Origin of the sequence: Parasedimentitalea maritima (assembly GCF_005771405.1) — a bacterium.
Taxonomy (GTDB): Bacteria; Pseudomonadota; Alphaproteobacteria; order Rhodobacterales; family Rhodobacteraceae; genus Parasedimentitalea; species Parasedimentitalea maritima.
This window is the reverse complement of sequence record NZ_VAUA01000005.1, coordinates 335,583-361,140: the sequence shown is the minus strand read 5'-3', so window position 1 is coordinate 361,140 and position 25,558 is coordinate 335,583. Positions and strand designations below refer to the sequence as shown.

Sequence of the window (25,558 nt, the reverse complement as noted above, 5' to 3'; positions counted from 1 at the left end):
CCCATCATGCCTACTTGACTCGAATTGTTTTGTATAATTAAAAACATTTCAGGTAAAGTGCTGATCTCGGTCAACGCCTGTGAAAGGAAAATTCGTGCGAACCACCCCTATCCTCCAGTTTGGTACCAGCCGGTTTTTGCAAGCCCATGCCGATTTATTCCTGTCTCAGGCGATGGAGGCCGGTCAGGATGTTGGGCCGATTACCGTGGTGCAAAGCTCTGGCAATCCAGCGCGAGCTAAGCGTCTGGGTGCCTTGATAGGGTCTTACCCAGTGCGGATCGAAGGTCTGAAAGGTGGGCAGCGGCAGCAAGAAACAATCGAAGTCAAAAGCGTCATCCGAGCACTATCGACTGAGTGCGATTGGGTGCAGATCGCGCGCATTTTTGTGAACGAAGCGCAGATTGTTCTGTCAAACACAGGGGACGCTGGGTTTGCGCCCAATGCTAGAGACTCGGCTTTGCAATTTGATCAGGTCATGTCCTATCCAGCCAAGCTGACCCACTTATTGCGCCTGCGTTTTGCGGCGGGGGCTGCACCTATACAGATCATGCCAATGGAGCTGATAGCAGACAATGGAACGGTTCTGAAACGCCGGGTGATGCAGTTGGCCGAACAAGATCCTGTTGAGTTCCGCAACTATCTTGACCGTGACGTTGTCTGGGTGAACTCACTGGTGGATCGGATTGTGTCGCAACCAATCGAACCTGCAGGTGCTGTGGCTGAACCCTATGCGCTTTGGGCGATAGAGGATCAGCCGGGAATAACGTTACCCTGTGATCATCCCTCGGTACAAGTTGTTCCGTCATTGGGCGAAATCGAATCTCTAAAGCTATTCATCCTCAACCTTGGTCACACGCTTCTGGCTGATCGATGGTTGAGAGCACGCGGTTCACAGGACATTTTCGTTCGAAATTTGGTTCAGGATACGACCGAACTGACTAGCCTGAAAGACGTGCTGAACAACGAGGTTAGGCCCGCCTTTGTTGCGGCAGGGCTTGAGGATCAATTCGATCCTTACGTTGACACAACAATAGAGCGGTTTTCAAATCCATTTCTGGATCACCGGATTGCGGATATTTCGCAAAACCACAGCCAGAAGGTAACGCGCCGGATCGCTGCGATGTTGGACTGGGCCAAGGCCCAAGGTGACCACTCTATCAAGCCAATTCTGACCGAGATTGTGGCCTATAATAAGGAAACAGCGTGATGCCCCTTAAGACAAACTGCGTCGGCAAAACCGATATCTCAGTAACGTCTCTATCGTTGGGCGGTGCCAGCCTTGGCAATCTTGGCCATGTCGTTCGTGACAGCGACGTGACCGATGTCCTGCAACACGCCTGGTCCGCCGGAATCCGCTATTTTGACACGGCCCCCCACTATGGGCGCGGTTTGTCCGAACAACGGATGGGCGACTTTTTCAAGGATATACCACGCGACGACTATGTGTTGTCCACCAAGGTGGGACGGGTCTTGTCACCTGGCCCTCAATTGGCCGAAGCCGACGGATTTGTTCAACCTTTGCCAAATGCGGTTCGCTATGACTATTCAGCAGACGGCATTCTAGAAAGCTTTGAGAGCAGTTGCGAACGGCTGGGAACCTCCCGCGTTGAGATTGTGTTTGTGCATGACATCGGCGACTACACCCACGGCGCAGCCAGCGGCGCTCGCCATATGGAAGACCTGATGGGATCAGGCATGTCTGCACTGCAAGACCTAAAGCAAGCCGGACGTATAGGAGCGATCGGACTTGGCGTGAACGAAAGTCAAATCTGCATCGACGTGGTGAAACAGACACCATTAGACGTCATTCTGCTTGCGGGACGACTGACCCTGTTAGACCGCGAGGCCGAAGCCGAGTTGCTGGACTTATGTGCCCAGCAAGGCACCAGTTTGGTGCTCGGTGGGATCTTCAATTCAGGCATTCTGGCAACCGGGCCAAAACCGGGGGCTTGGTTTGACTATGCGCCAGCCTCACAAGAAATATTAGACGAAGTGACAGCCTTGCAGGACAGCGCAAAAGCAGTTGGCCTATCCTTGGCAGAGGCATCATTGCAATTTGCACTGCATCATCCCGCGGCCTGCTCTGTCTTGCTGGGAACCGGCAAAGTCAGTTCGCTGCAACGCAATCTTGATGCCGCCAACAAACAATTGTCAGACGCAGCAATGACTTTTGTCACCACTTAGGTCGCGTGGCTATTGGTCTCTAACGAGGACAATAGTGTTTGCTTAGAGGTGGCAAGATGGCGACGCGCGGCCGCCTCAGCCTTATCTGCATCTCGACTGCGCAGCGCCTCGATCAGCGCAAGATGCTCACGAATGGCATCTTCGTTTCGTTCGCGCTCGTGGGTTTTGTTCCACTGAAAGTGGTAGTGGAACACGAGAGAAATGATTTTTTGAAACTCTTTGACGAACCGGTTTACGACCACACTGTTGATGACAGCGTGAAATTTTTCATCGAGGGGTGAAAAATCATGGAAATCTTTGTCAATGCGCTGCAACAGATCCAAATGCTCCTGTTCCAGACTATCTAGACGGGCCCAAATTTCGTGATCCAGTGGAAGGGCAGCAAGATGACGTACGGAATTCAATTCCAAAACGGTTCGAAAATCTGACAATTCCACCGCGTAGTTCTTGGTGAATCCTAGCAGCACCCAACCTCCGCGCGGCCTGCGCACGACAATACCAAAACGGCTGAGTGACGAGAAGAACTCCTGCAAGGTATGGGTCGCCACAGAAAAGTCCTTAGAGAGTTGCGCGACATTCAGCACGGTACCGGGCGGAACATCCATACGCAAAACCCAGTCTAGGAATCGGCTCTCCAGTTCCTCGATTCCCAACAAAACGGGCGGCCCCTCCAACCGATCTTCCGCATTCGAATGACGCCTTAGGATTTTTTCACGGCCATCGAGCGCAATAATGGAGCAGTCATCCAGCCGTGTCAGAGCACTTCGGATCACGGTTCTGCTAACGCCCAACTGGGCGGACAAGGCATTTTCAGACGGCAAATACGCCCCAACTTCCAATTGATCACAAAGGTTTAAGAGTTCATTGTATGCCTCAACGAAGCGGGTATTGGTCCTTGCCATAGGTCGTATCATTCCTCTCTCGGTTGGCCCGTTATACCTGTTTTTTTTGAAATGTTCAAAAAAATTAAAAACATTTGACGGGTCAACTTCTCGCCAATATGTTTATTATTATTAAAGACAGCTTATGTCTTTTCGGGGAGCAAGAACAACCATGTCCAACACTAATGGCAACACTAAATTGCGGTTCTTGCCGACCGGATCAAGCCTGCACAAACTGTCAGCTCTACTGACACTGCTGCTGCTGATACTGGCGTTCTCCTTTACCAGTCCAGCCTTTCTCTCAGTGAATAACGGTTTGACTGTTCTTCTGCAAACCTCCGTTATCGGGCTACTGGCCATTGGTATGACATTGGTGATTATCACCGGCGGCATTGATCTGAGCGTCGGCTCAGTCCTTGCCTTGTCCGGTGTGGTTGCCGGGCTGGCGATCAAGGCTGGCGTCCCAGTCATGCCAGCTATGGCTTTCGGAATTCTAGCCGGTGCGTTTTGCGGATTCATCAATGGTCTTGTAATAACGAAACTGCGGATTACTCCGTTTGTGGCAACACTGGGCATGATGATGATTGCGCGTGGAGTAGCACTGCAATTGACGGGTGCAGCCCCTATCAGCCGCCTTGGCGAAGCCTTTGGACAACTGGGCAATGGCTCGTTTTTCCGCATTGTCGAAATGCAGGCCAATGGTTTTCCCAAGGTGATATTCCCAGGCATTCCTTATCCAGCAGTCCTGTTGGTCGTAATGGCACTGATTGGCGGGTTCTTGTTGCAGCGCCGTCAGATTGGTCGCCACATCTTCTCAGTCGGATCAAATGAAGAAGCAGCGCGCCTTTCCGGTGTAAAAGTCGACCGAACCAAAATCTGGGCCTACACCGCTTCAGGTGCACTGGCGGGACTTGCCGGAATGGTACTGATGTCACGCCTTGTCACAGTGCAGCCCAACGAAGGTGTGATGTACGAACTTGATGCCATTGCGGCCTCGGTCATTGGTGGCGCTTCGCTGATGGGTGGTGTTGGCAGCATCTCAGGCAGCATGATCGGCGCCTTTATCATCGGTGTGCTGCGAAATGGCCTGAACATGGCAGGCACCTCTGCCTTTATTCAACAAATCATCATCGGGATCGTCGTGATCGGCGCGGTCTACATCGACCAAATCCGGAACCGGAACTAACCAAACTCAATCACCAAGAACTAGTTTTAACGGGAGGAAACCATGAAGAAACTACTGACAACAGCGTTAGCTACAGGCATCCTAGCAACTGCAGCTACAGTCGCATCGGCCGGCGAGATCGCCGTGATCGTGAAAACGACGAACTCCAGCTTCTGGCAGAACGTCAACAAAGGCGCGACAGCGGCTATTGAAGGTCACAGCGATCACACGATGACATTCAACGGCCCAGCCGCTGAATCTGCGATTGCAGATCAGGTCGCCCTGGTCGAGAACGCAATCAACCGCGGCGTTTCCGGCATAGTTTTGGCGCCATCTGATCCAGAGGCACTCGCCCCTGTGGTAAAGCGCGCATATGAAAGCGGCATCCCTGTTGCTATCATTGATAGTGGCCTAGCCGAAGGCAACGAGAAGTACTACCAAACCTTCCTGTCCACAGACAACTGCGCAGCGGGTGAACAGGCTGCTCAGATGATGATCGACTCTGTCGGCACCTCAGGCAAAGTGGCCGTGATGTCATATGTCGCTGGCGTTGGTTCAGAAATCGGCCGTGTTGGCTGCTTTGTAAAACATATCGGTGAAAGCTCGGATATCGAGATCGTTGGCCCGTTCTACTCGCAGTCGCAAATGGCAACCGCACTGAACCAAACCACTGATATTCTAGCTGCAAACAAGCTGGTTGGTATCTTTGGTGCAAACGAACCAACAGCAATCGGCATGGGCCGCGCAATTGAGCAAGCAGGCAAAGCTGGCCAATTGACTGCCATCGGTTTTGACGGCAACGCGGACCTGCAAGACATGGTCAAAAGCGGCACCCTTTTGTCGACTGCCGTTCAGGGCTCGTTCCAGATGGGTGAGCTGGGTGTGAATGCCATCGCTGATCTGCTGGCTGGCAACGAGATCACCAACTTCATCGACACCGGTGTTGTGATGGTCACAAAAGACAACATCGATACCCCAGTCGCACAGAACGTTTTGTACTGATTGTGCCTGGGTCAGCGAACTGACGTTCGCTGACCCAACTCTAGATTCCGATAGGACGAAAAATGTTGGACGCAAACGCTCAAGAGACCCCTCTGGTGCAAATGTCAGAGATCTACAAACATTTTGGCGGTGTTCATGCCGTTGAAGGTGTCTCAGTTGATCTTTATCCGGGTGAGGTCGTCGGTGTATTGGGCCACAACGGGGCTGGAAAATCCTGTCTCATGCAGATCCTGTCCGGAGCAATGATACCCAATGGCGGCGAGATCTATGTGAACGGCCAAGAGGCTGATCTTAAATCTCCGCATGATGCCAAGAAATTCGGTATCGAAACAATCTATCAGACCTTGGCTTTAGCCAACCATCTGGATGCGGCGCAGAACCTGTTTCTCGGACGCGAGCTTAAGACCCGTTTCGGAAACCTCGACGAAGCACGCATGCATACCGAGGCGCAAGACGCACTGCGCCAGCTGAACCCGAATTTCAAGAACCTCAAGGACCCCGTGGCCAAGCTGTCTGGTGGACAGCGACAGGTTATCGCCATTGCCCGCGCGATCTACTTTCAAGCCAAAGTTCTAATTATGGACGAGCCGACGGCGGCGCTTGGGCCATCGGAAACGTCGATGGTGGCAGATCTGACGCTGCGCCTGAAAGACGAAGGCATCGGCATCTTCCTGATCAGCCACGACATGCATGATGTGTTTGACCTGTGTGACCGCGTGATGGTGATGAACAAGGGCCGCAACGTCGGAACTTTCCACATCGAGGATGTCAACAAGGACGATATCCTGAGCCTCATCATCAAGGGCACCTTGCCAGATGGCTGGGCACCGCGAGGTGAGTCCAAATGAGCACCAATACAATGCGAGCAGGTACAGTCGTCAAACCAGGAACCTTTGCAATAGAACCTCGCCCCGTCGTGAGCGAGGTTCCAGATGGCTGGGTGTTGGTTGATATCTGCGCCGTGGGTCTGTGCGGGACTGACTATCACATTCTCGAAGGAAAACACCCGTTTCTCAACTATCCACGGGTCATCGGTCACGAACTAAGCGGCCATGTTGCGCGCGATGGAGAAGGCTGGTCGGCAGGTGATCTGGTCCTGGTAAACCCCTATTTGACATGTGGTGAGTGCCGGGCCTGCAAGCGTGACAAGCCCAACTGCTGCTACAAAATCGAAGTCTTGGGCGTGCACCGCGATGGCGGGTTAATCCCCCAGCTGGCGGTACCAGCGGGCAACCTCTATGCCGCAGACGGTTTGTCAGCGATCCAAGCAGCCATGGTCGAGTTTCTGGCCATCGGTGCGCACGCGGTGCAACGTTCTGGCGTGTCCGAGGGTGATAATGTTCTGGTAACCGGCGTGGGGCCCATCGGTATCGGCACAGCTTTGTTTGCGCGCCTAAAAGGTGCAACCGTCACGTTGCTGGATCTCAGCCCTGAACGCTTGGCCATGGCCTCGGATAAGTTTGGTTTCGACATGGGACACACAGGCATCGAAGCCGCAATCAAAGCGACGGGTGGTGAAGGTTACGATGTCTTGTTTGATGCCACCGGACATGCCGGCGCAATCGAAGCAGGTTTTCCGGCCGTGGCTCACGGCGGATCATATGTTCTGGTCAGCGTAGTTAAGGACAACATCACCTTCAGCGACCCAGAATTTCACAAGCGCGAGATGCGCCTGATCGGTAGTCGCAACGCATTAAAGTCCGACTTTGATTGGGTCATGTCAGCCTTTCGTGACAACTTGATTGATGCAGATGCCCTGTGTTCCACGGTGCTCACACTGGATGAATTGGCCGTCCAGTTTAACGGCCTAGCTGAGGAACGTGCGGATCTGATCAAAGTCATAGTTCAGCTGCAGGAATAACTAATGTCATCCAAAACACTCCTTTTAAATGATGTGGATAACGTTGCCATCACTCTGCAAACCCTTGCGGCAGGCGATGACGTTGCAATCGAGCCGATCCCAAGGTCACACAAAGTTGCCATGACAGATATTGCCAAAGGGGATCACGTGGTCCGCTACGGCCAAATCATCGGTAAAGCAGATTGCAACATAGTGGCAGGTTCTCACGTACACAGTCACAATATGAGCATGAGCGATCATGTGGCGGATTACGCCTTTGGTTCCGCTGCCCACCCCCTGCCAGATCCCAAACAACTGCGCACGTTTGAGGGCTATCACCGCGAGGACGGGCGTGTTGGAACACGCAATTACATTGGCGTCCTGACATCAGTGAACTGTTCCGGATCTGTCGCCCGCTTCATTGCTGAAGCGGCGGAAAAGTCCGGCCTTCTGGATGAATTCCCCAATGTAGATGGCGTTGTGCCCATCGTGCATAGCAGTGGCTGCGGCATGTCCAATCAAGGTGAAGGTTATGACCTCCTGCTGCGGACACTTGCTGGGTATGCGCGCCATCCGAATTTCGGCGGAATCCTATTGGTAGGACTAGGCTGCGAAGTGCTGCAACTGGCCGAATTGGTAGGTGATCGCAAGATTACCCAGGACGGTGCACTACGTTACATGACGATCCAGCAAATGGGTGGAACTCGGCGCACCATAGAGGCGGGCCTCGAACACCTCACCTCGCTTGCGAGTTATGCTAACCAAGCCAAACGAGCCCCTGCACCGGTATCTGAACTAGTACTGGGGATGCAATGTGGTGGGTCAGATGGCTATTCCGGTTTCACCGCCAATCCGGCACTCGGCGTCGCGTCTGATCTTCTGGTTCAGCAAGGTGGCACCTCAATCCTGTCTGAAACATCCGAGATCTACGGAGCTGAACACCTATTGACCCGCCGCGCTGTATCAGCAGAAGTGGGGCAAGACCTGGTGGACAAACTCGCCTGGTGGGAAGCTTACTGCGCGCGCCATGGGTCAAAAATGGATAACAACCCAAGCCCTGGTAATAAACGTGGCGGTCTGACCACGATCCTCGAAAAATCGTTAGGCGCAGTGGCCAAGAGCGGGCAAGCGCCGCTGTCTGGGGTGTTCGAATATGGCGCGCTACTGACCAGCAAAGGCTTCGTGTTTATGGATAGTCCAGGCTACGATCCCTGTTCCGTCACTGGGCAGGTTGCGTCCGGGGCCACTTTGATTGCCTTTACCACTGGGCGTGGCTCGGTTTCGGGGTACAAGCCAGCACCCGGCATCAAAATTGCAACCAATTCTGATATGTTCATGCGTATGAGCGAGGACATGGACATCAACTGCGGCGACATCGCCGAAGGCGCATCTCTTGTCGAAAAGGGAGAACAAATCTTCGAGGCGCTTATAGCCATCGCCAGCGGTCAGCACTCAAAAAGTGAAGATCTTGGGTTTGGCGGAGTTGAATTTGTTCCTTGGCAAATTGGCGCCGTTCTTTAGGCGCTATCGTTTCATTTTTCCGCGGATCCGATAGAGGAAACTTGGCATGCAACGATATCTGTTTTGGAAACTCGTTACGGCTAACAGCGATCCACGACGGTCAAAAAACTCTAATTCAAGAACGTCCGCTTTTGCGGGAGATTTGTTCCAGAGCCAGGTACTCCATCAATATCCGCAACGGGTCATTGTCATCGGGGCAGGGACCCTGATCGACCCGACTTTGCAAAGTCCGCTTCCTGCCTATTCTGTTCTCTAATCTGTCAACGCATTTATCCGGGCGCTGCCGATGTCTGAGGTTGCCTTCGTTCTCTTCGAGCTCCGTGGCTCATGATGGGGTTGGCTGGAAGTAGGTCGGCAATGTTGAAACCGCAATCTGGCCGAAGCCGTTGCTACAGAATCCACGCCGTGTCCTACGCCCTCCCTCGGGCATCGTTCCCTGCGGGAACTGGTGTTTGGAATCCTCGGTTCGCGCTCTTGTTCTCAGGTTGCTTTGAAGTTGGTTTGGTCACGCATAATGGCGTGAAGGATGATTGCCAATCGACGTGCCAAGGCCACACGCGCTTTTCGCATCGTTGACCGGGCGGCGATTGCCAGCGCCCATGATTTCAGCTTGAGCGGTGCAGTACATCTGGTGAGCATGACATTGGCAGCCTCGTACAGGAGGGTGCGAACTTTCACATCGCCTCGTTTCGAGATACCGCCGGAGTAGTCGATCTCGCCTGATTGATGCCGTTTTGGTACCAGCCCGAGATAGGCTCCTACATCACGTGACTTCCCGAACCGTCGCGGATCATCAATTGCTGCAGCAAAGGCTAAAGCCGTGATTGGGCCGACACCTGGAACAGTCATCAGGCGCTGGCAGGTTTTGGATTTGCGGGTCATCTTTTTGATGTCTACATCAATCGCCGCAACGGCCGTCAGTATGGCTTCGCGTGCTGCGAACAGCCCACACAACGCGGCATGGAGGCCGGGCACACCGTCACTCACTGCCAAGGCTGCGTCTTTGAATGCTGGCGACAATGTGCGTGGCAGCCGCACCCCAAATACGACGACCAGCCCCCGGATCTGATTGTCGATTGTGACACGCTGTCCAACCAGCTTTTTCCTTGCAGCAATCAGCAAACGGACAGCATGTGCGGACAGCGATTTAACATGTGTTGGTTTATAGAACCCAGTCCGCGCTAAATGTGTCAGTCCACGGGCATCATTGCGATCTGTTTTGTGCCCTGCCAACGACTTCAAAGCCTGATAGGCCTGCCTGCTTTCAATGCATCGAACAGAAATGCCAAGTTCAACGAGACCGTGAAAGAGCATCGGGGCCATTCGTCCGGTCTCAAACACCACACCTTTGCATTTCGGCCCACCGGCAAGAAAAACGCTGATCGCCTTTGTGAATGTGACAGTCTTGCCTTCCCGGATCAAAGCCCCTTCGCGATCCAAAACGCATATGTGTGTCTCTTCCATCGAGACATCCAATCCCGCAAAATACACCATCTCTTAGCTCCTCAAAATGATGTATGATCCCAACCTTACCGTGGCTTCAAACGGTGAGATGATGATTGCGCCATGTTGAAAAACTCACGGTTTTGGCCAATTGGGTGCATTTTATCGGAAAACTGTCCCGCTGGCGCACCATTCTGAGAATGTTGTTTGCCAGAGGCGCGCTCACAAAACACTTGTTCTAATTAGTTGCAGCGTTTTTCCGACCGGGGAGTTTTTCAACTCTGCCCAAACATTCATCATGCACAAATATTATACTATAAAGACAGCAATTTTCGGCCTGCCCTGTACTTCCCAGTGTTTCCCCATTGCGCACCCGCTGCAGTGCAGCATTGTTAGAGTACGAACAGATCGAACGTAGTAACCTCCTCCCACTGCGTTTTGTCCAAAAAGCGGATTTCGCGCAATTCCTCCTCCCTTTGCGTCGAGCCCAATATAACGAAGTCCTTCAGGGGAAGGCCGGACGGGAGACCGCTCGGCCGTACTTTGTTTGGGGAATGGTACTTAAATGGCTTCATAAGCGGGCGACGGGAAGAATGACAAACGACCAGTTCTGCCCTGACCTGCCATCCGTGCCAAATCCGTGTAGTGGCCGGTTCCAGCTCTTCTACGACATTGGTGCGCAGTGCAGCATGAGGACGGTCGCAAACTAGAAGAATCCCATGCCAACCTAAGAAACGTGTTGGATCAGGCTGGTGATTCACTTTTTGTGGTCGACCCCAAAACAGGTGGTTACGTCGATGTGAATGAACGCGCTTGTTCATCGCTTCAATATACGCGCGTTGAACTGCTGGCGCTTGACACGACGACGGTAGGTGTAACGGCTACTGCTAGTGATTATGCAGATTTTGCCAAAGAGCTTGCCCCAGGACAAACGATTACGCGCATTGGAGCGCAAATACGTAAAGATGGTTCACATCTACCGGTTGAAGTCCGAATTTCGGTCGCCGAAATCCTAGGTGAGACCCGAATTTTGGTCGTAGCACGCGACATCACGGATCGCCTCAAATCTGAGAAAATTCTACTACAAAGCGAAGAACGCTACCGCGAACTTTTTGAACAGTCCCCGATACCAACAATCGAAGTGGATTGGTCAGAGGTCAAGTGCGCACTGGACGAAATGCAATCTGCGAAAGGTGATGTCAAAATTGTAGAATGGCTTACAGATCACGATGTGCTCAGGCAGCTTCACATGAAAATAGTGCGCCGCGGAATGAGTGACTCGCTTCTGATCCTTTACGGCGTACAGACAAAGAAAGCGTTTAAAAAGGTTTTAGAAGCATGACCGGAGCGCAGTGATGTAATAGAGTTATTTCGCGAGGCGATAATAGCTTTCTATAACGGAGCCTCAGTATATGAGAGCGAGTTTGAAGAGATTGACGGCACCGGAAGACCAATGATTCTACAGAACCGGTTTTTCATGCCGCCGGAGAATAGGCATAACTGGAGTCGCCTTCTTATAACACTTGAGGATGTAACCGCACGCAAGGCCACAGAACAGGCGCTGCGGAACGCACAGAAAATGGAGGCGATTGGCCAGCTTACTGGCGGCGTAGCTCATGACTTCAATAATCTGTTGGCTGTAATTCAGGGCTGTGCCGAGTTGCTTGAGGATATGCCCGGACAGGATCAGGAGCTAACCGGACAAATTTTGCGAACTACTGACCGTGGTGGGGCCCTGACCCGGCGCTTGCTGGCCTATGCTCGCAACCAACCGCTGGAGCCAAAGGCAATCGACTTGCGTGCACTGGTCATCGGTATGCAGGACCTGATGACGCGTACCCTCGGGGGAATGGTAGAAGTGGAGGTGATTGCACCGATGACACTCTGGACTGCGCGCGCTGACCCCGGTCAGGTCGAGGACACACTGTTGAATCTAGCGATCAATGCCAGCCACGCGATGCCCGGCGGCGGTAAGCTGACCATCGAATGCGAAAACATTAGACTTGACGCAGATCACATGAGCGAGACGCCAGAGATGCCCGTCGGCGAATATGTGAGGATTGCAGTAGCCGACACCGGGGTCGGAATGAGCCCTGATGTAATTGAACGGGCATTTGAACCCTTTTACACCACTAAAGGCGTCGGTGAAGGCTCTGGTCTGGGCCTGTCTATGGTTTACGGCTTTGCTAAACAATCCGGCGGACATGCCAGCATCTTCAGTGAAGAGGGCAAAGGCACGACGGTCAAGGTGCTGCTGCCAAGAGACAGCCAGGGAGCTGAACGCAGCTCGGTGGCGTCGAAATCTGACCGCCCAACGGGGAACGGCGAAACGGTGCTTGTCATCGAGGATGATCCTTCCTTGCGTCTGCTGACAGAGCACACAATTAAACGTCTTGGGTATGTACCCTATACGGTTGAACATGCCGAAGCGGCCCGTGCTTTACTGGCAACTGGGCAGAGTTTTGATGTCATTTTGACCGATGTCATGCTTCCCGGCGGCACGAGCGGAACGGCTTTTGCTCATGAGGTGCTCGCGCAGCACCCACAGGCGCGAATCTTGTTCATGTCCGGCTATCCTGCCGAGGCAGCCTCTCAAAGCGGGTTTGTTGTGACGAACAACGTCTTGCTCAACAAACCGTTCACAAGGGATGAACTAGCAAGAGCTTTAGAAGGCGCGCTCCGAAAAGCGTAGAGTCGAAAACTTCTCGAGACGCGCACCAAAAGGCCGCTCTACCTTCTGATTGACAGTGCCAGCATCGGAGCCGCGTCGAGACCAAGATGCATTGCAATAAACTGATGGGCCGCCCAGTAAAAATGACCAACGAACAGGGGGAGGAGTATGCGATGCGTGACTTAGTTCGTGCTGCGCTGGCGGGTGTATCATGACCCGGTTGCCATGGAGGTGCCACAGTTAAATTGTCAGACCATGCTTGGGTCGGACGTTTTACAGCCTGCAATAGAAATTTTGAAGTTGGGGCGGTTCCGAAACGTAGCAACTGGATGTTGATCTCCATTCCACGCGCGTCAAAATTCATCTAACGTCTGCGGTGACCAAGGCTGGTCTGCCAACTGGGGCCAGTAACGATTTGTGTAAAGCACGCCGAAATTTAAAAAAACAGGGATACAAATGGCTGAATCTGAAGAAGAAAAAGTAGCCGGGCGCCTTCATGGTGAACAGTTCGAGCCTGAGCAGGAAGAAAATATTTTGGCCCGGCTGGTCTACATGCTGCTGATTGCAGTCATGATATCTCTTGCCCAAACTGTTCTGGGCGCGGCAACCGTGTTGCAGTTTGTTGTCATGTTGATCAGTAACAAACAACCGAATGAACGGCTTGCCGATTTTGGCACCGACCTGGGGATATGGATCGCCAAAGCGGCGCGTTTCCAAACAGCTGCGAGCAACGTTAAGCCATGGCCCTGGACGGAGCTGGACTAAACCCGGGATACCAAAGCTATTTGCTTTGGACCGCTGGAAAGTCGTGAGCAGAATTGAAGGACAAACAGAGTGAAAGTTTTTATTAGCGCCGATATTGAAGGCACCGCTGGAATAGCCAGTTGGGACGAGGCACGTAAAAGCGGCCCAGACTATGGTGAGTTTCGCGAGTACATGAGCGCCGAAGTTGCGGCGGCTTGCGAAGGGGCTTATGCAGCGGGCGCCCGTGAAGTCGTGGTGAAAGATGGCCATGAAACCGCGCGCAACATCATTTCAGCACGGCTGCCTGATTATGTTACGATTATCCACGGTTGGCCTGGTAACCCACATTCGATGATGTGCGGTCTTGACGAGAGTTTCGACGCAGCACTTTTCACTGGCTACCACGCCAAAGCGGGCAGCTCAGCCAACCCTCTTGCACATAGTTTCAACGGGAGGATCTCTCGGTTTTACTTCAATGGAGAGCTGTCATCTGAATTCACGCATAATGCCCACATTGCAGCATATCACCAAGTGCCATCAGTCTTCATATCTGGAGATCATGGTATTTGCGATGACGCTGCCGCATTGGTTCCTAAAATCCGAACTGTGCCTGTCTCCAAGGGTATTGGGCCTGCCTCTGCCTCAATGACACCGCAGCGTGCTTGCTCTGAAATTCGCGCCGGTGTTGAAGCCGCGTTAAAAGGCGATCTCTCGTCCTGTATGCTGACCATGCCAGATGAGGTGGACATGCAGATCGAATATTCAAACCCAACTGAGGCCTACCGCTGCAGCTGGTATCCGGGTGCCGAGCTGATGTCTGACTGCCGACTGCGGTTCCGTCACAAAGATTTTTTTGAAGTTATGCGGGCATTTCGGTTTATCGGATAGAGATCGACAACACCACTTTCGCACCTTTTATGACTTGGCATCTGCATCGTTGGAGTTGTTCTGCTAGATATCCAACAACGCAAGATGCGTGCGCCTGTAATACCCGGGTGTCAGGCCTGTAAGTCTTTTGAAGGTACGTGACAGGTGAGCCTGGTCAGCGAAACCGGTTGAATAGGTCACCTCTGCGATTGGATGGCCGCGAGACAACATGTCTTGAGCCGTGCGCAAGCGATATTGCAGATGCCAGGCGTGTGGGGGCAGCCCCACAAGACGGGTGAAACTTCGAACTAGGCGAAACCGATCTATGCCTGCAACCTCTTCCAGGTTGGCAAGGCTGACATTCTGACCGGTCTGAGACGTCAGAAACGCCTTGCAGACCCGAACGGCTCGGGCTTCGGTTCCGGTCTTGTTTTGCGGGGGGGGCTCATTGGTATGAGCAGCCATGAACCGGCCGAGAACTGTCATGATTGCCTCTTCCTGTTCAAGTAGGCTCGCGTCTCCGAACAGATTGAACAGCATCGCCATCGCGTCGATCAGATCATCATCTTCGATAACCGTGGCACATAAAAAATGCGTGTTTCTTACGCCCGAAAAGCTCTGAACAAACGCGGTTGGGATTGTAATTGTCCGATAGCACCAGCCATTGTCATCCAGTGGCTCACCCGCGTGCACCTCGTTGGGTGGCATCGCGATCAACACGCCACGCCCACCCAGATGGGTCTCGCCGCGATATCGGATACCTTGGGTACCATCATCAACCAGCGATAGCATCAACCCATCATGGCTGTGCCGGGGAAAGCGGTGATTGCGGAACCGTCCGCACACGATTTCCGTACCACCCAGATCGTTCAGGCGCAGGCCTTTTGGTATGTCATTGCTCATGTCCATCGGTCTTATTGTTGGCTCAGTCAGGAACAAATCAAGCGTTTTCTGGCGGGTCAGAAGGTATATTTGGCCTGCGCTCAGAAATGCCAAGAACGTTCAAGAAATGAACTTGCAACCTCGCCATCCTTCGCCTTGACACGAAAATCAGGAGCAGGACGATGAACAAGGTTTCCCCCCTAAACACAACTGAATACGAAACCCTTTGGCCTGGTGGGCAGATCGCTGTCCCCATCTTTGAGCCCGCACGCCGCCCTGCCAAACTGGATGGGCTGACAGTGGCTTTTGTCTGGGATTACGTGTTTCGCGGCGATGACATTTTTCCAATCCTGCAAGAGGCGTTGACCAAGGCATATCCGACCATGACGTTTGTGAGTTACGATAGATTTGGCAACATCTTTGGTGGCGACGAGCATGGCGTTCGTGCGCGTCTGCCTGAGTTGTTGTTGGCCAGTGGTGTTGATGTGGCCATAACCGGTGTCGGCTGCTGTGGAGCCTGTACACCTGCAGTGATGCGGGCAAGCGCAGCGATTGAACGGGCCGGGGTGCCAACCGCTTCTCTGGTTTGTCAGGGCTTTGTAGCTCAGGCGCATGCAATCTCGCCGGGGCAGGGCTGTGCTGCTTTACCAGTCGCTACATTGCGTGGCCACGTCGACAGTCAATCCGTCGAAGAACTACGCGCCGCCGTGCTGGAGCACACCTTACCGATGGTGATCCAGTGTCTGACAGAGGAGCCAGTGGCCCAAGGTGCCGGGGCAGACAATTTTGAACCAGAAGAGATCACTGCAAGCGGGTCGTTTGAAGAGATTAACCGTATATACGACGAAAAAAGTTGGTCTGATGGGCTGCCAGTTGTGCCGCCGACGCGCCGTACAGTCGAGGCCTTTCTGAAACATACACCAGATACGCCAAACCGACAGATCGGCGTCATCCAGCCCTCAGGCGCGGCTGTGACCACTTGGAATGTCGCTGTGAACGGCGTTATGGCCGGGTGCCGACCGCAAGACATGCCTATTCTGGTGGCCATTGCCGAAGTGTTGTCCGCCCCCGAATATGGGGTCGAGCATAGCGGAGACACGACAGGCGGCGATGCGCTGATTATTCTGGATGGCCCAATCTTTAAGGAACTGGGTTTTAACTGCGAAAACGGCGCCATGCGCGACGGCATCCGTGCCAACAATACGGTGGGACGTTTTCTTCGGCTGTTTTTGCGTAACGTTGGCGGGTTGCGTCCCGGGGCAGGCGATAAATGCACCTTTGGACATCCTGCGCGTATAGCCCTTGTCGAACATGAAGCTGAGGTTGGCAAACTGGGCTGGCCGAGTTTTTCAGAGCAGCGTGGTTTTGAACCGGGCAGTAATCTGGTCACAATTGGCCGCTTTACCGGTGATACAGTTGTTGGCTCAGTCTATGGTAGCGATGCGGAGGGTATCGCGCAGTACCTTGCAGATGGTCTGATCCGTCAGTCGGGGTGGGAGCTGATCTTCACCGTTGGCTTAGCCCCCGGAACTCACCGGCCATTGGTGGTGATCAGCCCGATGATTGCCAAAACTCTTTCAAAAGCAGGTTTCGATCGTGCCGGGCTGCAAGAACTGTTGTTCAAACATGCCCGCATGCCTGCCTGGAAAATGGTAACCTATGTCGGAGCATTCACAAATCTCGTGGCTGGTGGACGAACGCTGAACCAACTTTATGCCGAAGGTCTAGCATCTGAACAATTTGCAATATCGGACGACCCCGAACGATTGGTGCCAATAGTGGAACGGCCCGAAGATATCCTGCTGGTGGTGTCCGGTGATCCTTACCGGTCGAATGGGATTGTCTTTGGCAGCAACGGCATCCACGGCTTCCCGACCAGCCGCGAGGTGCGTCAGGCATGATTGATCACACCGGATAAATCCCCGCCCATGCTGCGCAAACATTTGGCGACAAGACGTCCCTGGTTTTTGAGAACCGATCGTTTAGTTCCAACGCCCTCAATGCTCTGAACGAAGCGGTTGTGCGTGGGTTACACGGCCTTGGCATCCGAGAGGTGGATATCGCCTTGAGAGCCTGTGCCGACGTTGCAAAGGCCACGTTTGTAGCATTCAGGGTCGTTCGTATGGCGGCTCTCTGGACAGCCATGTCTGTGACTAGAGTGGTGCTCGGGTCACAGACGGCAGCGGTATCCGCCAGCGACTCCAAAGTACGCGTTCCGCTGATAGGGAAACGTGGTCTGGTATGTCCCTCCCAGTTTGGTTCATCCGGACCTGTTAACAAAACTGTTGTTGCAGGGCATCTGAGCACTAACCTTATCAATAGATCTGCAACGTAGGAAAATTTGATCTATAAAAACGAGGCCGGTTTAGTGATTTATAAACTCCGTATCCTGGCATTTTTGCTGGTTTTGACAGCTGGCGTCGTTCCACGAGCAATTTTGGCTGAGAGCCGCATCGCGCTGGTTGTAGGCAATGGCAGCTACAGCTCGGTAATGCCCTTAGATAACCCCGAAAACGATGCAACGCTAATTGCAGAAACCCTTGTGGACCTGGGGTTTGAAGTCACCCTTCTCATTGATGCAAGCCAAGCCGAATTGCGACAGGGGATTTCCCAATTTGGCAGTGATTTACGCGAGGCCGGGCAGGCTGGGACCGGGCTGTTCTACTACGCGGGTCACGCTCTACAGTCCTTTGGCAACAATTATTTATTGCCTGTTGATGCCAGCCTGACCGACGCGGCTGATTTGGGCCTAGTGGCGATAGAGGCTGAGTCAGTTTTGAGGCAAATGTTTTCTGCCAAAAATCACACAAATATTGTCATACTGGATGCTTGTCGCAGCAACCCGTTTGAGACCATTCCGGAGTTCAGTGACAATGGTTTGGCTGAAATGAAGGCACCTGCGGGCACCTTTCTGGCCTATGCAACCGAACCCGGTGGCGTTGCGCTTGACGGTTTTGGCGACAACAGCCCGTTTACCCAAGTTTTGGCCCGCGAAATGATGAAACCCGACGCCCCGGTTGAACAGGTTTTTAAGAATGTTCGTGTGGCTGTACGTGCCCTTACCAATCAACAACAGACCCCTTGGGACACGTCTTCCCTGATCAGTGATTTCACGTTTGCTGCTGGGGAAGATCTCAACTCTGAAGACAGGGCCGAATTGCAATTGTGGAACGCTGTTCGGTCAGCCCAGGATTTGGCGCAGGTGAAGTTGTTTCTGGAAGCATATCCCCAAAGTCGTTATGCGCCGGATGGTCAAAACTTACTTGCTGCACTGACGGAAGGGACGCCGTCGGAATTCGCAGACACAGAGCAATCGACGGTGGGACGAGCTGCTGACGCCCTCGTAGATGAGCGTTTGTCGAACGTACAAAGTTGGATGTTCCAGCTTCAAGAACTGGATGAAGACGGTGCTGTCGAAGCTTTGGCTGCAACGGCTTATGACATGTTCATTATTGAAGCGGGGCAAAATTTTTCTGATTGGTCCTATAATACCCCGCAAATCATAGATCTGCTAAAAGTTAAACCAGATGGGAGCCCAAGGGTATTGATTGCCTATGTTGATATAGGGCAAGCAGAAGACTACCGGGCTTACTGGCAGGATGACTGGGTCGCGCCCACAAAAACCAGCCGAGGATACCCGAGCTTTCTGATTACGATTGATCCTGACGGGTGGTCAGGAAATTTTCCCGTCGCCTATTGGGAAGAAGACTGGCAATCGCTTTGGCTAGGGTCAAACGGGATTATTGCGGATCTCGCAAGGTATGGCTTTGACGGTGTTCTCCTGGATTGGGTTGAAGCCTATGATGATGACCTGGTTCGCAAAGCCGCCAAAGAGGCTGGCGTTTCTCCTGAACTTTCGATGATCGCATTTATTGAGAAACTCGGGGAGGCCGGAAAAGCAATTGACCCAAGCTTTCTGGTGGTTGCCCAAAACGCCATTTATCTTATCGATACTGATCCTGACCGATACACAAACTCCATTGATGCATTGGCAGTTGAAGATACTTGGTTTCATGGGTGGGGTGACAGTGACTGGGATGATCCAGACGGGGGGGATCAGCAATACCGTCACGATGATGAATACTCTACCAACGCGCGGCTTGCGCAAATCGCTCTGTACCAGAACGCAGGACTACCTGTCTTTTCCGTAGACTATGCGCTCGATAAAAATAACGTCTCAAAGGTATACAGCGAGGCTAGTAATCACGGCTTTGTTTCACTTGTAACGCGCGTGGCACTTTCTAAGCTGACCGAAACACCGCCACCAAGCCTTGCATCCGATTAGGTGGCATCACGCAAATCCGCACCAAATCTGCCTGCTTTGGGCTCACTGTCTCCACTTTCCGGTGTGTAGGCAGCATGCATGGATCGCATTGATCCCTTGGCGCAGGTCGCACAAACGGCTGCTGCCCGCCCGCCTAGGGCCATCATCGGGCGTCGACTACCGGTACTGTGGATCTAGTGGACAGTCAGCGGTGCCGTAGCAATAGTCTTTCTGTCAGCTTTCATAACATATCGTATTTCATAGTTACCCGGTTTAGCCGGTGCCGTGATCGTCAGCGGCGAACCATTTCTGGTGTAGGAGTAAGTCTGGTAGTTCTCGCCAGGCACACCAATTGCAATGATATCACCTCGATAGTCAGGACCGGTCCATATGACTTCGATCTTTCCTCCGGCGGACGCGCTGGGCGGTGCTGACAAGGTGGCAAATACCTCCGTGACGGTGATTTCTGATGTCGTCAGTGACTTTCGTTCCGCTCCGGCCAGATACTTCACAACGTAGTCACCGGGTAATGCAGGAAGAGTGAGATCGAGCGGTGTCCCACCTTTGGTGTAGCTGTAGTTCAGATAGCTGCGATCTGGTTCATCGGGTTTGCTGATGACAATGATATCCCCCCTGTAATCCGGGCCCTGCCAATCAATTTGAATGGTGCTGCCAGCAGGCGCTGTCTCAGGGGCCGTCAGGCTGGCGCCAATCTCAGTCACTTCGATTTCAGTTGTCGCCTGCACCACACTACCTTGTCCGAGAATGTAACGAATTTCATATCGCCCGGGTTTTAGCGGCAATGTCAGGTCAAGCGGTGAACCTTGTTTGGTGTAGGTATAGGAGAGGTATTTCCGATTGTCGGCTCCGATTTCGGCCACCGCAATGATATCACTCCGATAATCCGGCCCGATCCAATCGACCTGTACGTCACTGCCTGCGGGTGCTGACGCGGGCCCGCTCACTGAATACTGCAAGCCAGTCACTGTCACCGGCATACGGGCCAGCATCCGGTTTTTCTGGCTCATTCGATAGACAATATCATAGTCGCCGGGTTCAGGCGGCAGCATGAGTTCTGCGGGTGATCCATGCTTGGTGTAGACGTAGTTGATCCGTTGATCCGTCCCCGGTGCGGTGACAGCAATCACATCACTTTTATAGTCGGGGCCGCCCCAGTCGACCAATACGGTGGCACCGGCAGGCAAGGTCTCAGGTGGTGTAATCGAGGCCTCAACCGGGGTGACTGTGATTGCCTGAGTAGCCAGCACCTTGCGATGATCACTTGATACATACCGCAACTCGTATGCACCTTCCTCCGAAGGCATCACCAGATCCAGAAAAGGGCCGTCTTTTGTATAGGCGTAATTGATCCAGGGGGATGAGGTTTGTGGGTCGGCGACGGAAATCAGATCACCCTTTTGGTCTGGTCCAGACCAGCGCACTTGTATCGTGGAACCGGCAATTGCGGTTGCAGGCCCTTCGATCGTGGCCGAAGGACGAAACTCTGGCAGCTCCAATACGACCTGCTTGTCTACAGACCCGATGCCAAAACGTTTTTCCACCGTTTCCTCATCAGCAATTCTGAGGACCGAGATCACGTATTCGCCGCGGTCCAGTTCGGTCCTGATGTCCGCAACAGCTTGATTTTCGAGGATTGACCCGTCTGGTGAGGTCAGGTTCCAGATCAAACCTTCGGTGATACGTGGGCCATTGCGCCCATCGATTGCATGAGCACGCAGGCTAACGGGATCAGGCTCTGGTTCTGGGGCTGGCTCTGGCGTGGCAATCACCGCTAGCGCAGTACTTAGCTCGGCAGCTGTATCAGCCGTTCTGAACGTGCCGCCGGTTTCTTCGGCTAGACACCGCATCTGGGCAATTGCTTCGGGGTCTCCGATATTAAACCCGACAACATGGGCGGTGAAATCAACACCTGCCTCTTCCAGCGCGCGTGCTGCGGCGCAAGGGTCTGGATTGCAGGTCTCAATCCCGTCAGAGACGAGGATAACTGTGGCCTTTTCCTCGGTATAACGCAGTGCTTCGGCGGCGTTGATAACCGCGTCCGTCATTGGCGTTTTCCCTTTGGGCTTGATCGAATTTACCGCCTCGACAATTGCCCCGTGTTGACCGACCTCAGGGGGGATGATCGTTTCGATGTCACTGCAATCCCCCTTGCGGCGATGACCATAGACCGTCAGTCCCAGTTCCTGGTTGTCAGGTAGTGTCTTGAGCAACTCTCCAACCACGTCCTGGGCGATTGAAATCTTGGCCGTACCGTCGATCTGCCCCCACATCGAACCCGAACCATCAAGTACCAAAATGGCCCGCGACTGCTCTTGTGCGGTGCTTTCTGATGGTGCGATAACGAATAATGCAGTGACGGCAGCAAGAAGTAATCTGATCATGTCCTCAGTCCCTTGGCTTAGCAAAACGGAGAGATTGCGGTAGGAATTGTGACCATGTGTAGTTGGGCTCTCACAGTTTGGCCGTCGTAAATTGGCAAAGCACAAACTTCTGCCTAGGTTTCTAGCCAGAATTCAGGGGCAACCACGGACAAACCGTAGCAGGTGCTCCGATCTGCAATCAAATAGATGGCCTTTCCCTAAATTCAATCCAGTTCAGTTCCTCAGGTAAGCATGGCAACGCTTGAAGCGCCTGAGGAGACTGTCCGATGACCACTCACAACGGCTATCTATTGATCGCCGATATTTCCGGTTACACCCAGTTTCTGACATCTTCCGAACTTGAGCATGCGAACCCAATTTTGCAGTCACTGCTCAGCGCTATGGTCGAACAGGTCGGCGAACCGCTGCAGTTCTGGAAAATGGAAGGCGACGCGGTACTGGCCTATTCAACACTGCAGGGCTTTCCCACCGGTGAGACTTTTCTGGCCACCTGTGAGAACCTCTACAATGCTATTGCAACCCGTCGGCAGAACATCATCGCCAACACCACTTGCACCTGTCAGGCCTGCGCCAATGTGACTGGATTGGATCTAAAAATCATTGCCCACCACGGGGAGTTCGAAGAGATGCAAGTTGGCCCAATGAAAGACATCTCGGGGGCGGATGTGATATTGGTTCACCGGATGACCAAGACCGATGTTGGTTATGTCACAGGCATCCGCAGTTACGCCCTGTTCAGTGAGGCGGCGGTGACGGCCATGGATATAGAAGATGCGCTGGTCCCTTATTCCCAGCCCTTTGAGCACTTCGGCGAGGTTTCGATGCAGGTCTATGATCTGGCCAAAGCCTGGGAGAGCTTCCGCGCAGGCTGTGAACATTTTTTCTTGGAAGAAACGGATGGTGTCTGGACTTACCATCGCCATTTTGATCTGCCGATTGTCGCAATCTGGGATGCCTTGACCGCCCCGGAACTTAAAAAACGCTGGATGGACGGTATGATATCGGTGACGGTCGAACGTCCAAAAGGACGTATTGGCGCCGGATCAGGATATCATTGTGCCCACAAAGCTGCCGACTTTCGTTATTGGGTCACGGATTGGGAACCCTTTGAATATTTTTCCACGCGTATCCATGATCCGGGCCGGGAGGGCATTAGTATGCCTGAGACGTACCAGCTGAAACCAACCTGTACAGGAACTGACTTTCGCTACACCATTGGCCAGGCCCATGACGCCGAGGGAAATCGTTCTGAGATTTCGGAACAGGAGGCTGTTGGTTTTCTTTCGGAATTCTGGCCGGTTTGCTTCGATGAAATGGAAGCGCTGCTCCGCAATGTTGAATAGTCATATGATCCATATAGCTGGGATTGAGTGTTGCCCAAGCCAGTTGAGCCACTGGCTGTCCGCCGGGACAAGACTTTTGAAAACCGTTGGTATGGCGATCCGTTGTAAGTGAGCTATCTTTGGTCGATCCAGCCAATTACTGGCTGTGTTATCAAACCGGAGGTCTCCATGACACTTAAGCAATCCGCTCAGCAGTTCTTTGATGCTTGTGAGACTGGAAAAGGGTGGGACATCTGCAAGCAATGGTGCCACGCCCAAGCGACGTTTTCAGCACAGGCTGATGCCCTTGCTGAGGTTTCAACGCTCGAAGGCTATACCGATTGGATGAAGGGGTTGCTTACACCAATTCCGGATGGGCACTACGAATTGAAGTCCTTTGCCGTGGATGATGAGCGAGGCAATGTGATGGCTGCAGCAGTGTTCCACGGAACGCATACCGTTGATGCCGGGTCAGGTGCGCCAACAGGTAAATCCGTTTCTGCCGACTATGTTTATGTGATGGATTTCGACGGTGAGAAAATCAAACACATGACCAAGATCTGGAATGATGGCCACTCTCTGAAACAACTCGGATGGGCGTAACAAGCGTATCGAGACACTGAGCGCGGGGCCCGGATTTATTGACCATTTAGACGGCTCGGTTTTGCTTGCCCGGCGTCCGCGCTCTTACAACGAATGGCTCCTCTCAAAGGCAGATGCAGATACCCATTGTAGGGCATGTTTGAAAACCGGTTGGAGCAGGAGCCATTTCTCCAGTCTGCTCCTCGCCCATTCTAACAAAATTCCGTACCAATGGCATCGTTCTCAGGGGGCGCTGGGCGGCGTATTCTATGTATCGTTCAGATAACACTTTTCGAATGGAATTGTTCGCAAACAATAGTTTATCAACGGTGCCTTGTCATTTCACATAACCGAGGGTTACCTTCCACTTGCAGCAAATATAGCAATTCTAATATTGGCAAATTGAAGCCGAAGAAAAATTATGTGAGGCGACGTATTGCGAAATTTTCTTAGGCTATTTGGCTCTGCATTGGCCCTCTTATGTGTGGGTTTTGGTCTAAGCTGGCTTTGGGTGATGCCCAAGGGCGAGCTGAAAGGAGTTTGGCAGACTGATGGGTATGGGCTGGTAATCGACGTTAGTTCACTTTGGATTGATGTCTATGAACAGACCAAGGTCAGCTGCTTGCATCAGTCACGCATACCATCACATCTGAGCCTGGTGAACTGGCTTGAAGATGTGACGTTTGGGATAGAGGAAGACCGACTGCGTCTTGATGTGTCTGGTGTGCTTAATCCGATTATGGCGGATGGGATCGCAGTTCTTCCAGATATTTGCCGTACAGCAACGCCCAATGCCCCCGGTACTGCACAAGAGAATTTTGACGTGGCATGGCAGGTCATGCAGGAGCATTATGCTTTTTTCGATTTACATGGCGTAGATTGGAGCGAAAAGCGGAAGACGCTGCGGCCTGCTGCGGATGCTGTTCTGGACGACACCGCGTTATTTGCCCTGCTGAGCAAGCTTTTAACCGGGCTAGACGACGGCCATACCTATATCCAAACGCCCGGTGATGGGTTCTCCCCCGAGTTGACCGACCCATGGCATGCCGAGCGTGTTGCGTTTTCAAAGGTAACTGCAGGGGCCGTTCGTGATGGGCTGACCAAAGTAGACGGAAGCCAACTTAGCTATGGTTGGCTGACACCGGACATTGGGTTTATCTCATTTGCGGGGATGTCAGTTGCTTCTGTTGCTGGTCATACCGACGCGGCTGTGGCGACCAAGGCCCTCGCTGTTGTTGCACAGGAACTGGCAGCGGCAAAGGCCATCGTGTTGGATATACGGTTCAACCCTGGAGGGTCAGATGACGTTGCACTGGCCTATGCCAGTTTTTTCGTAGATGGAGGCGTTCCCGCCTTTACCAAATCCACGCGCAGTGCATCCGGCTATACCTTACCATTTACCGCTTTGATCCCGGACACGCCCATTTCATTCGATCAGCCCAGCCTGCTACTTACCAGTAACTATAGTGCAAGTGCGGCTGAGATATTCGCCCTCGCGATGCAGCCGCTGGAGCACGTTCAAAGTATGGGCACCACAACATCAGGTGGGTTGTCGGATATCATGGAAGTCACTTTACCCAATGGGTGGCAACTCGGATTTTCGCACCAGCGCTACCTAACGCTTGATGGCGTCCTTTATGAAGGCATCGGCGTACCGGCGCATTGGCCCCGTGTGATGGATGTCAGTGGGTTTCGCGCGGGCAACGACAGCCTGTTGGAAGAGGCAAAGCAGCATCTTACGGCAAAGATTTCCGTCGTTTCGGACTGATTTTAGAGAGGTTAGGCTCC

The 25,558-nt window shown here is 53.0% G+C and carries 20 protein-coding genes; 16 read left to right on the top strand and 4 right to left on the bottom strand.

What is annotated here, in order from left to right; all coding sequences use genetic code 11:
• The first annotated feature begins 94 nt into the window (after window positions 1-94).
• Both FEE96_RS12295 and FEE96_RS12290 read left to right on the top strand, forming a co-directional pair.
• The gene (locus FEE96_RS12295; protein WP_138163344.1) at window positions 95-1,207 is read left to right on the top strand and encodes a mannitol dehydrogenase family protein; all 1,113 of its coding nucleotides are present in this window, start codon (window positions 95-97) and stop codon (window positions 1,205-1,207) included.
• On the top strand, window positions 1,207-2,184 hold the full coding sequence (locus tag FEE96_RS12290; RefSeq protein WP_138163343.1) for an aldo/keto reductase: 978 nt from the start codon (window positions 1,207-1,209) through the stop codon (window positions 2,182-2,184). Before FEE96_RS12295 ends, FEE96_RS12290 begins: the two co-directional genes overlap by 1 nt.
• Here FEE96_RS12290 and FEE96_RS12285 read toward each other — a convergent pair.
• Entirely contained in the window at window positions 2,181-3,086 is a 906-nt protein-coding gene (locus tag FEE96_RS12285) for a GntR family transcriptional regulator (protein WP_138163341.1), read from the bottom strand. The two genes, FEE96_RS12290 and FEE96_RS12285, sit on opposite strands and share 4 nt — an antisense overlap.
• A gap of 151 nt (window positions 3,087-3,237) precedes the next feature.
• Between FEE96_RS12285 and FEE96_RS12280 the strand changes: the two genes are divergently transcribed.
• The 5 genes from FEE96_RS12280 (at window position 3,238) to FEE96_RS12260 (ending at window position 8,593) form a co-directional block, all read left to right on the top strand.
• Complete coding sequence (locus FEE96_RS12280) at window positions 3,238-4,251, top strand: ABC transporter permease (RefSeq protein ID WP_138163339.1); 1,014 nt, start codon at window positions 3,238-3,240, stop codon at window positions 4,249-4,251.
• A 42-nt stretch (window positions 4,252-4,293) separates the two neighbouring features.
• Window positions 4,294-5,232 (top strand): ABC transporter substrate-binding protein, encoded by a 939-nt coding sequence (locus tag FEE96_RS12275; protein ID WP_138163337.1) that lies wholly within the window; start codon window positions 4,294-4,296, stop codon window positions 5,230-5,232.
• A 62-nt stretch (window positions 5,233-5,294) separates the two neighbouring features.
• On the top strand, window positions 5,295-6,080 hold the full coding sequence (locus FEE96_RS12270) for an ATP-binding cassette domain-containing protein (RefSeq protein WP_171021693.1): 786 nt from the start codon (window positions 5,295-5,297) through the stop codon (window positions 6,078-6,080).
• Entirely contained in the window at window positions 6,077-7,093 is a 1,017-nt protein-coding gene (locus FEE96_RS12265; RefSeq protein ID WP_138163336.1) for a zinc-binding alcohol dehydrogenase family protein, read from the top strand. The genes FEE96_RS12270 and FEE96_RS12265 overlap by 4 nt, the downstream gene beginning before the upstream one ends.
• 3 nt (window positions 7,094-7,096) lie before the next feature.
• The gene (locus FEE96_RS12260; RefSeq protein WP_138163334.1) at window positions 7,097-8,593 is read left to right on the top strand and encodes a UxaA family hydrolase; all 1,497 of its coding nucleotides are present in this window, start codon (window positions 7,097-7,099) and stop codon (window positions 8,591-8,593) included.
• A gap of 480 nt (window positions 8,594-9,073) precedes the next feature.
• On the opposite strand, the gene FEE96_RS12255 is transcribed toward FEE96_RS12260, so the two are convergent.
• Window positions 9,074-10,087, bottom strand: a complete 1,014-nt coding sequence (locus FEE96_RS12255) for an IS110 family RNA-guided transposase (RefSeq protein ID WP_138163333.1) — start codon at window positions 10,085-10,087, stop codon at window positions 9,074-9,076.
• A gap of 631 nt (window positions 10,088-10,718) precedes the next feature.
• On the opposite strand from FEE96_RS12255, the gene FEE96_RS12250 reads away from it, so the two are divergent.
• From FEE96_RS12250 to FEE96_RS12235, 4 genes are all read left to right on the top strand, one after another.
• Window positions 10,719-11,378: a PAS domain-containing protein gene (locus FEE96_RS12250; RefSeq protein WP_138163331.1), complete on the top strand. Its 660-nt coding sequence runs from the start codon at window positions 10,719-10,721 to the stop codon at window positions 11,376-11,378.
• Window positions 11,379-11,489: 111 nt separating this feature from the next.
• Window positions 11,490-12,728 (top strand): ATP-binding protein, encoded by a 1,239-nt coding sequence (locus FEE96_RS12245; protein WP_138163329.1) that lies wholly within the window; start codon window positions 11,490-11,492, stop codon window positions 12,726-12,728.
• A gap of 435 nt (window positions 12,729-13,163) precedes the next feature.
• Window positions 13,164-13,472: a DUF4389 domain-containing protein gene (locus tag FEE96_RS12240; protein ID WP_138163328.1), complete on the top strand. Its 309-nt coding sequence runs from the start codon at window positions 13,164-13,166 to the stop codon at window positions 13,470-13,472.
• 69 nt (window positions 13,473-13,541) lie between these two features.
• The gene (locus FEE96_RS12235) at window positions 13,542-14,339 is read left to right on the top strand and encodes a M55 family metallopeptidase (protein ID WP_138163326.1); all 798 of its coding nucleotides are present in this window, start codon (window positions 13,542-13,544) and stop codon (window positions 14,337-14,339) included.
• Between the two features lie 63 nt (window positions 14,340-14,402).
• Here FEE96_RS12235 and FEE96_RS12230 read toward each other — a convergent pair whose 3' ends face one another.
• Entirely contained in the window at window positions 14,403-15,221 is an 819-nt protein-coding gene (locus tag FEE96_RS12230; protein WP_171021690.1) for an AraC family transcriptional regulator, read from the bottom strand.
• 161 nt (window positions 15,222-15,382) lie between these two features.
• Here FEE96_RS12230 and FEE96_RS12225 point away from each other — a divergent pair, with 161 nt between their 5' ends.
• Window positions 15,383-17,101 carry a UGSC family (seleno)protein gene (locus tag FEE96_RS12225; protein ID WP_138163322.1) on the top strand — a complete coding sequence of 573 codons (1,719 nt, stop codon included), beginning with the start codon at window positions 15,383-15,385 and terminating at the stop codon, window positions 17,099-17,101.
• A 467-nt stretch (window positions 17,102-17,568) separates the two neighbouring features.
• Window positions 17,569-19,485 (top strand): caspase family protein, encoded by a 1,917-nt coding sequence (locus tag FEE96_RS12220; RefSeq protein WP_138163320.1) that lies wholly within the window; start codon window positions 17,569-17,571, stop codon window positions 19,483-19,485.
• A gap of 173 nt (window positions 19,486-19,658) precedes the next feature.
• Here the strand turns inward: FEE96_RS12220 and FEE96_RS12215 are convergent, their stop codons facing one another.
• On the bottom strand, window positions 19,659-21,866 hold the full coding sequence (locus FEE96_RS12215; RefSeq protein ID WP_138163319.1) for a vWA domain-containing protein: 2,208 nt from the start codon (window positions 21,864-21,866) through the stop codon (window positions 19,659-19,661).
• Between the two features lie 266 nt (window positions 21,867-22,132).
• Between FEE96_RS12215 and FEE96_RS12210 the strand changes: the two genes are divergently transcribed.
• From FEE96_RS12210 to FEE96_RS12200, 3 genes are all read left to right on the top strand, one after another.
• Entirely contained in the window at window positions 22,133-23,209 is a 1,077-nt protein-coding gene (locus FEE96_RS12210; protein WP_138163318.1) for a DUF2652 domain-containing protein, read from the top strand.
• 168 nt (window positions 23,210-23,377) lie between these two features.
• A complete protein-coding gene (locus tag FEE96_RS12205) occupies window positions 23,378-23,791 on the top strand; it encodes an ester cyclase (RefSeq protein WP_138163317.1) in 414 nt (137 codons plus the stop codon).
• 415 nt (window positions 23,792-24,206) lie between these two features.
• Complete coding sequence (locus FEE96_RS12200; protein ID WP_138163316.1) at window positions 24,207-25,538, top strand: S41 family peptidase; 1,332 nt, start codon at window positions 24,207-24,209, stop codon at window positions 25,536-25,538.
• Window positions 25,539-25,558 lie beyond the last annotated feature (20 nt).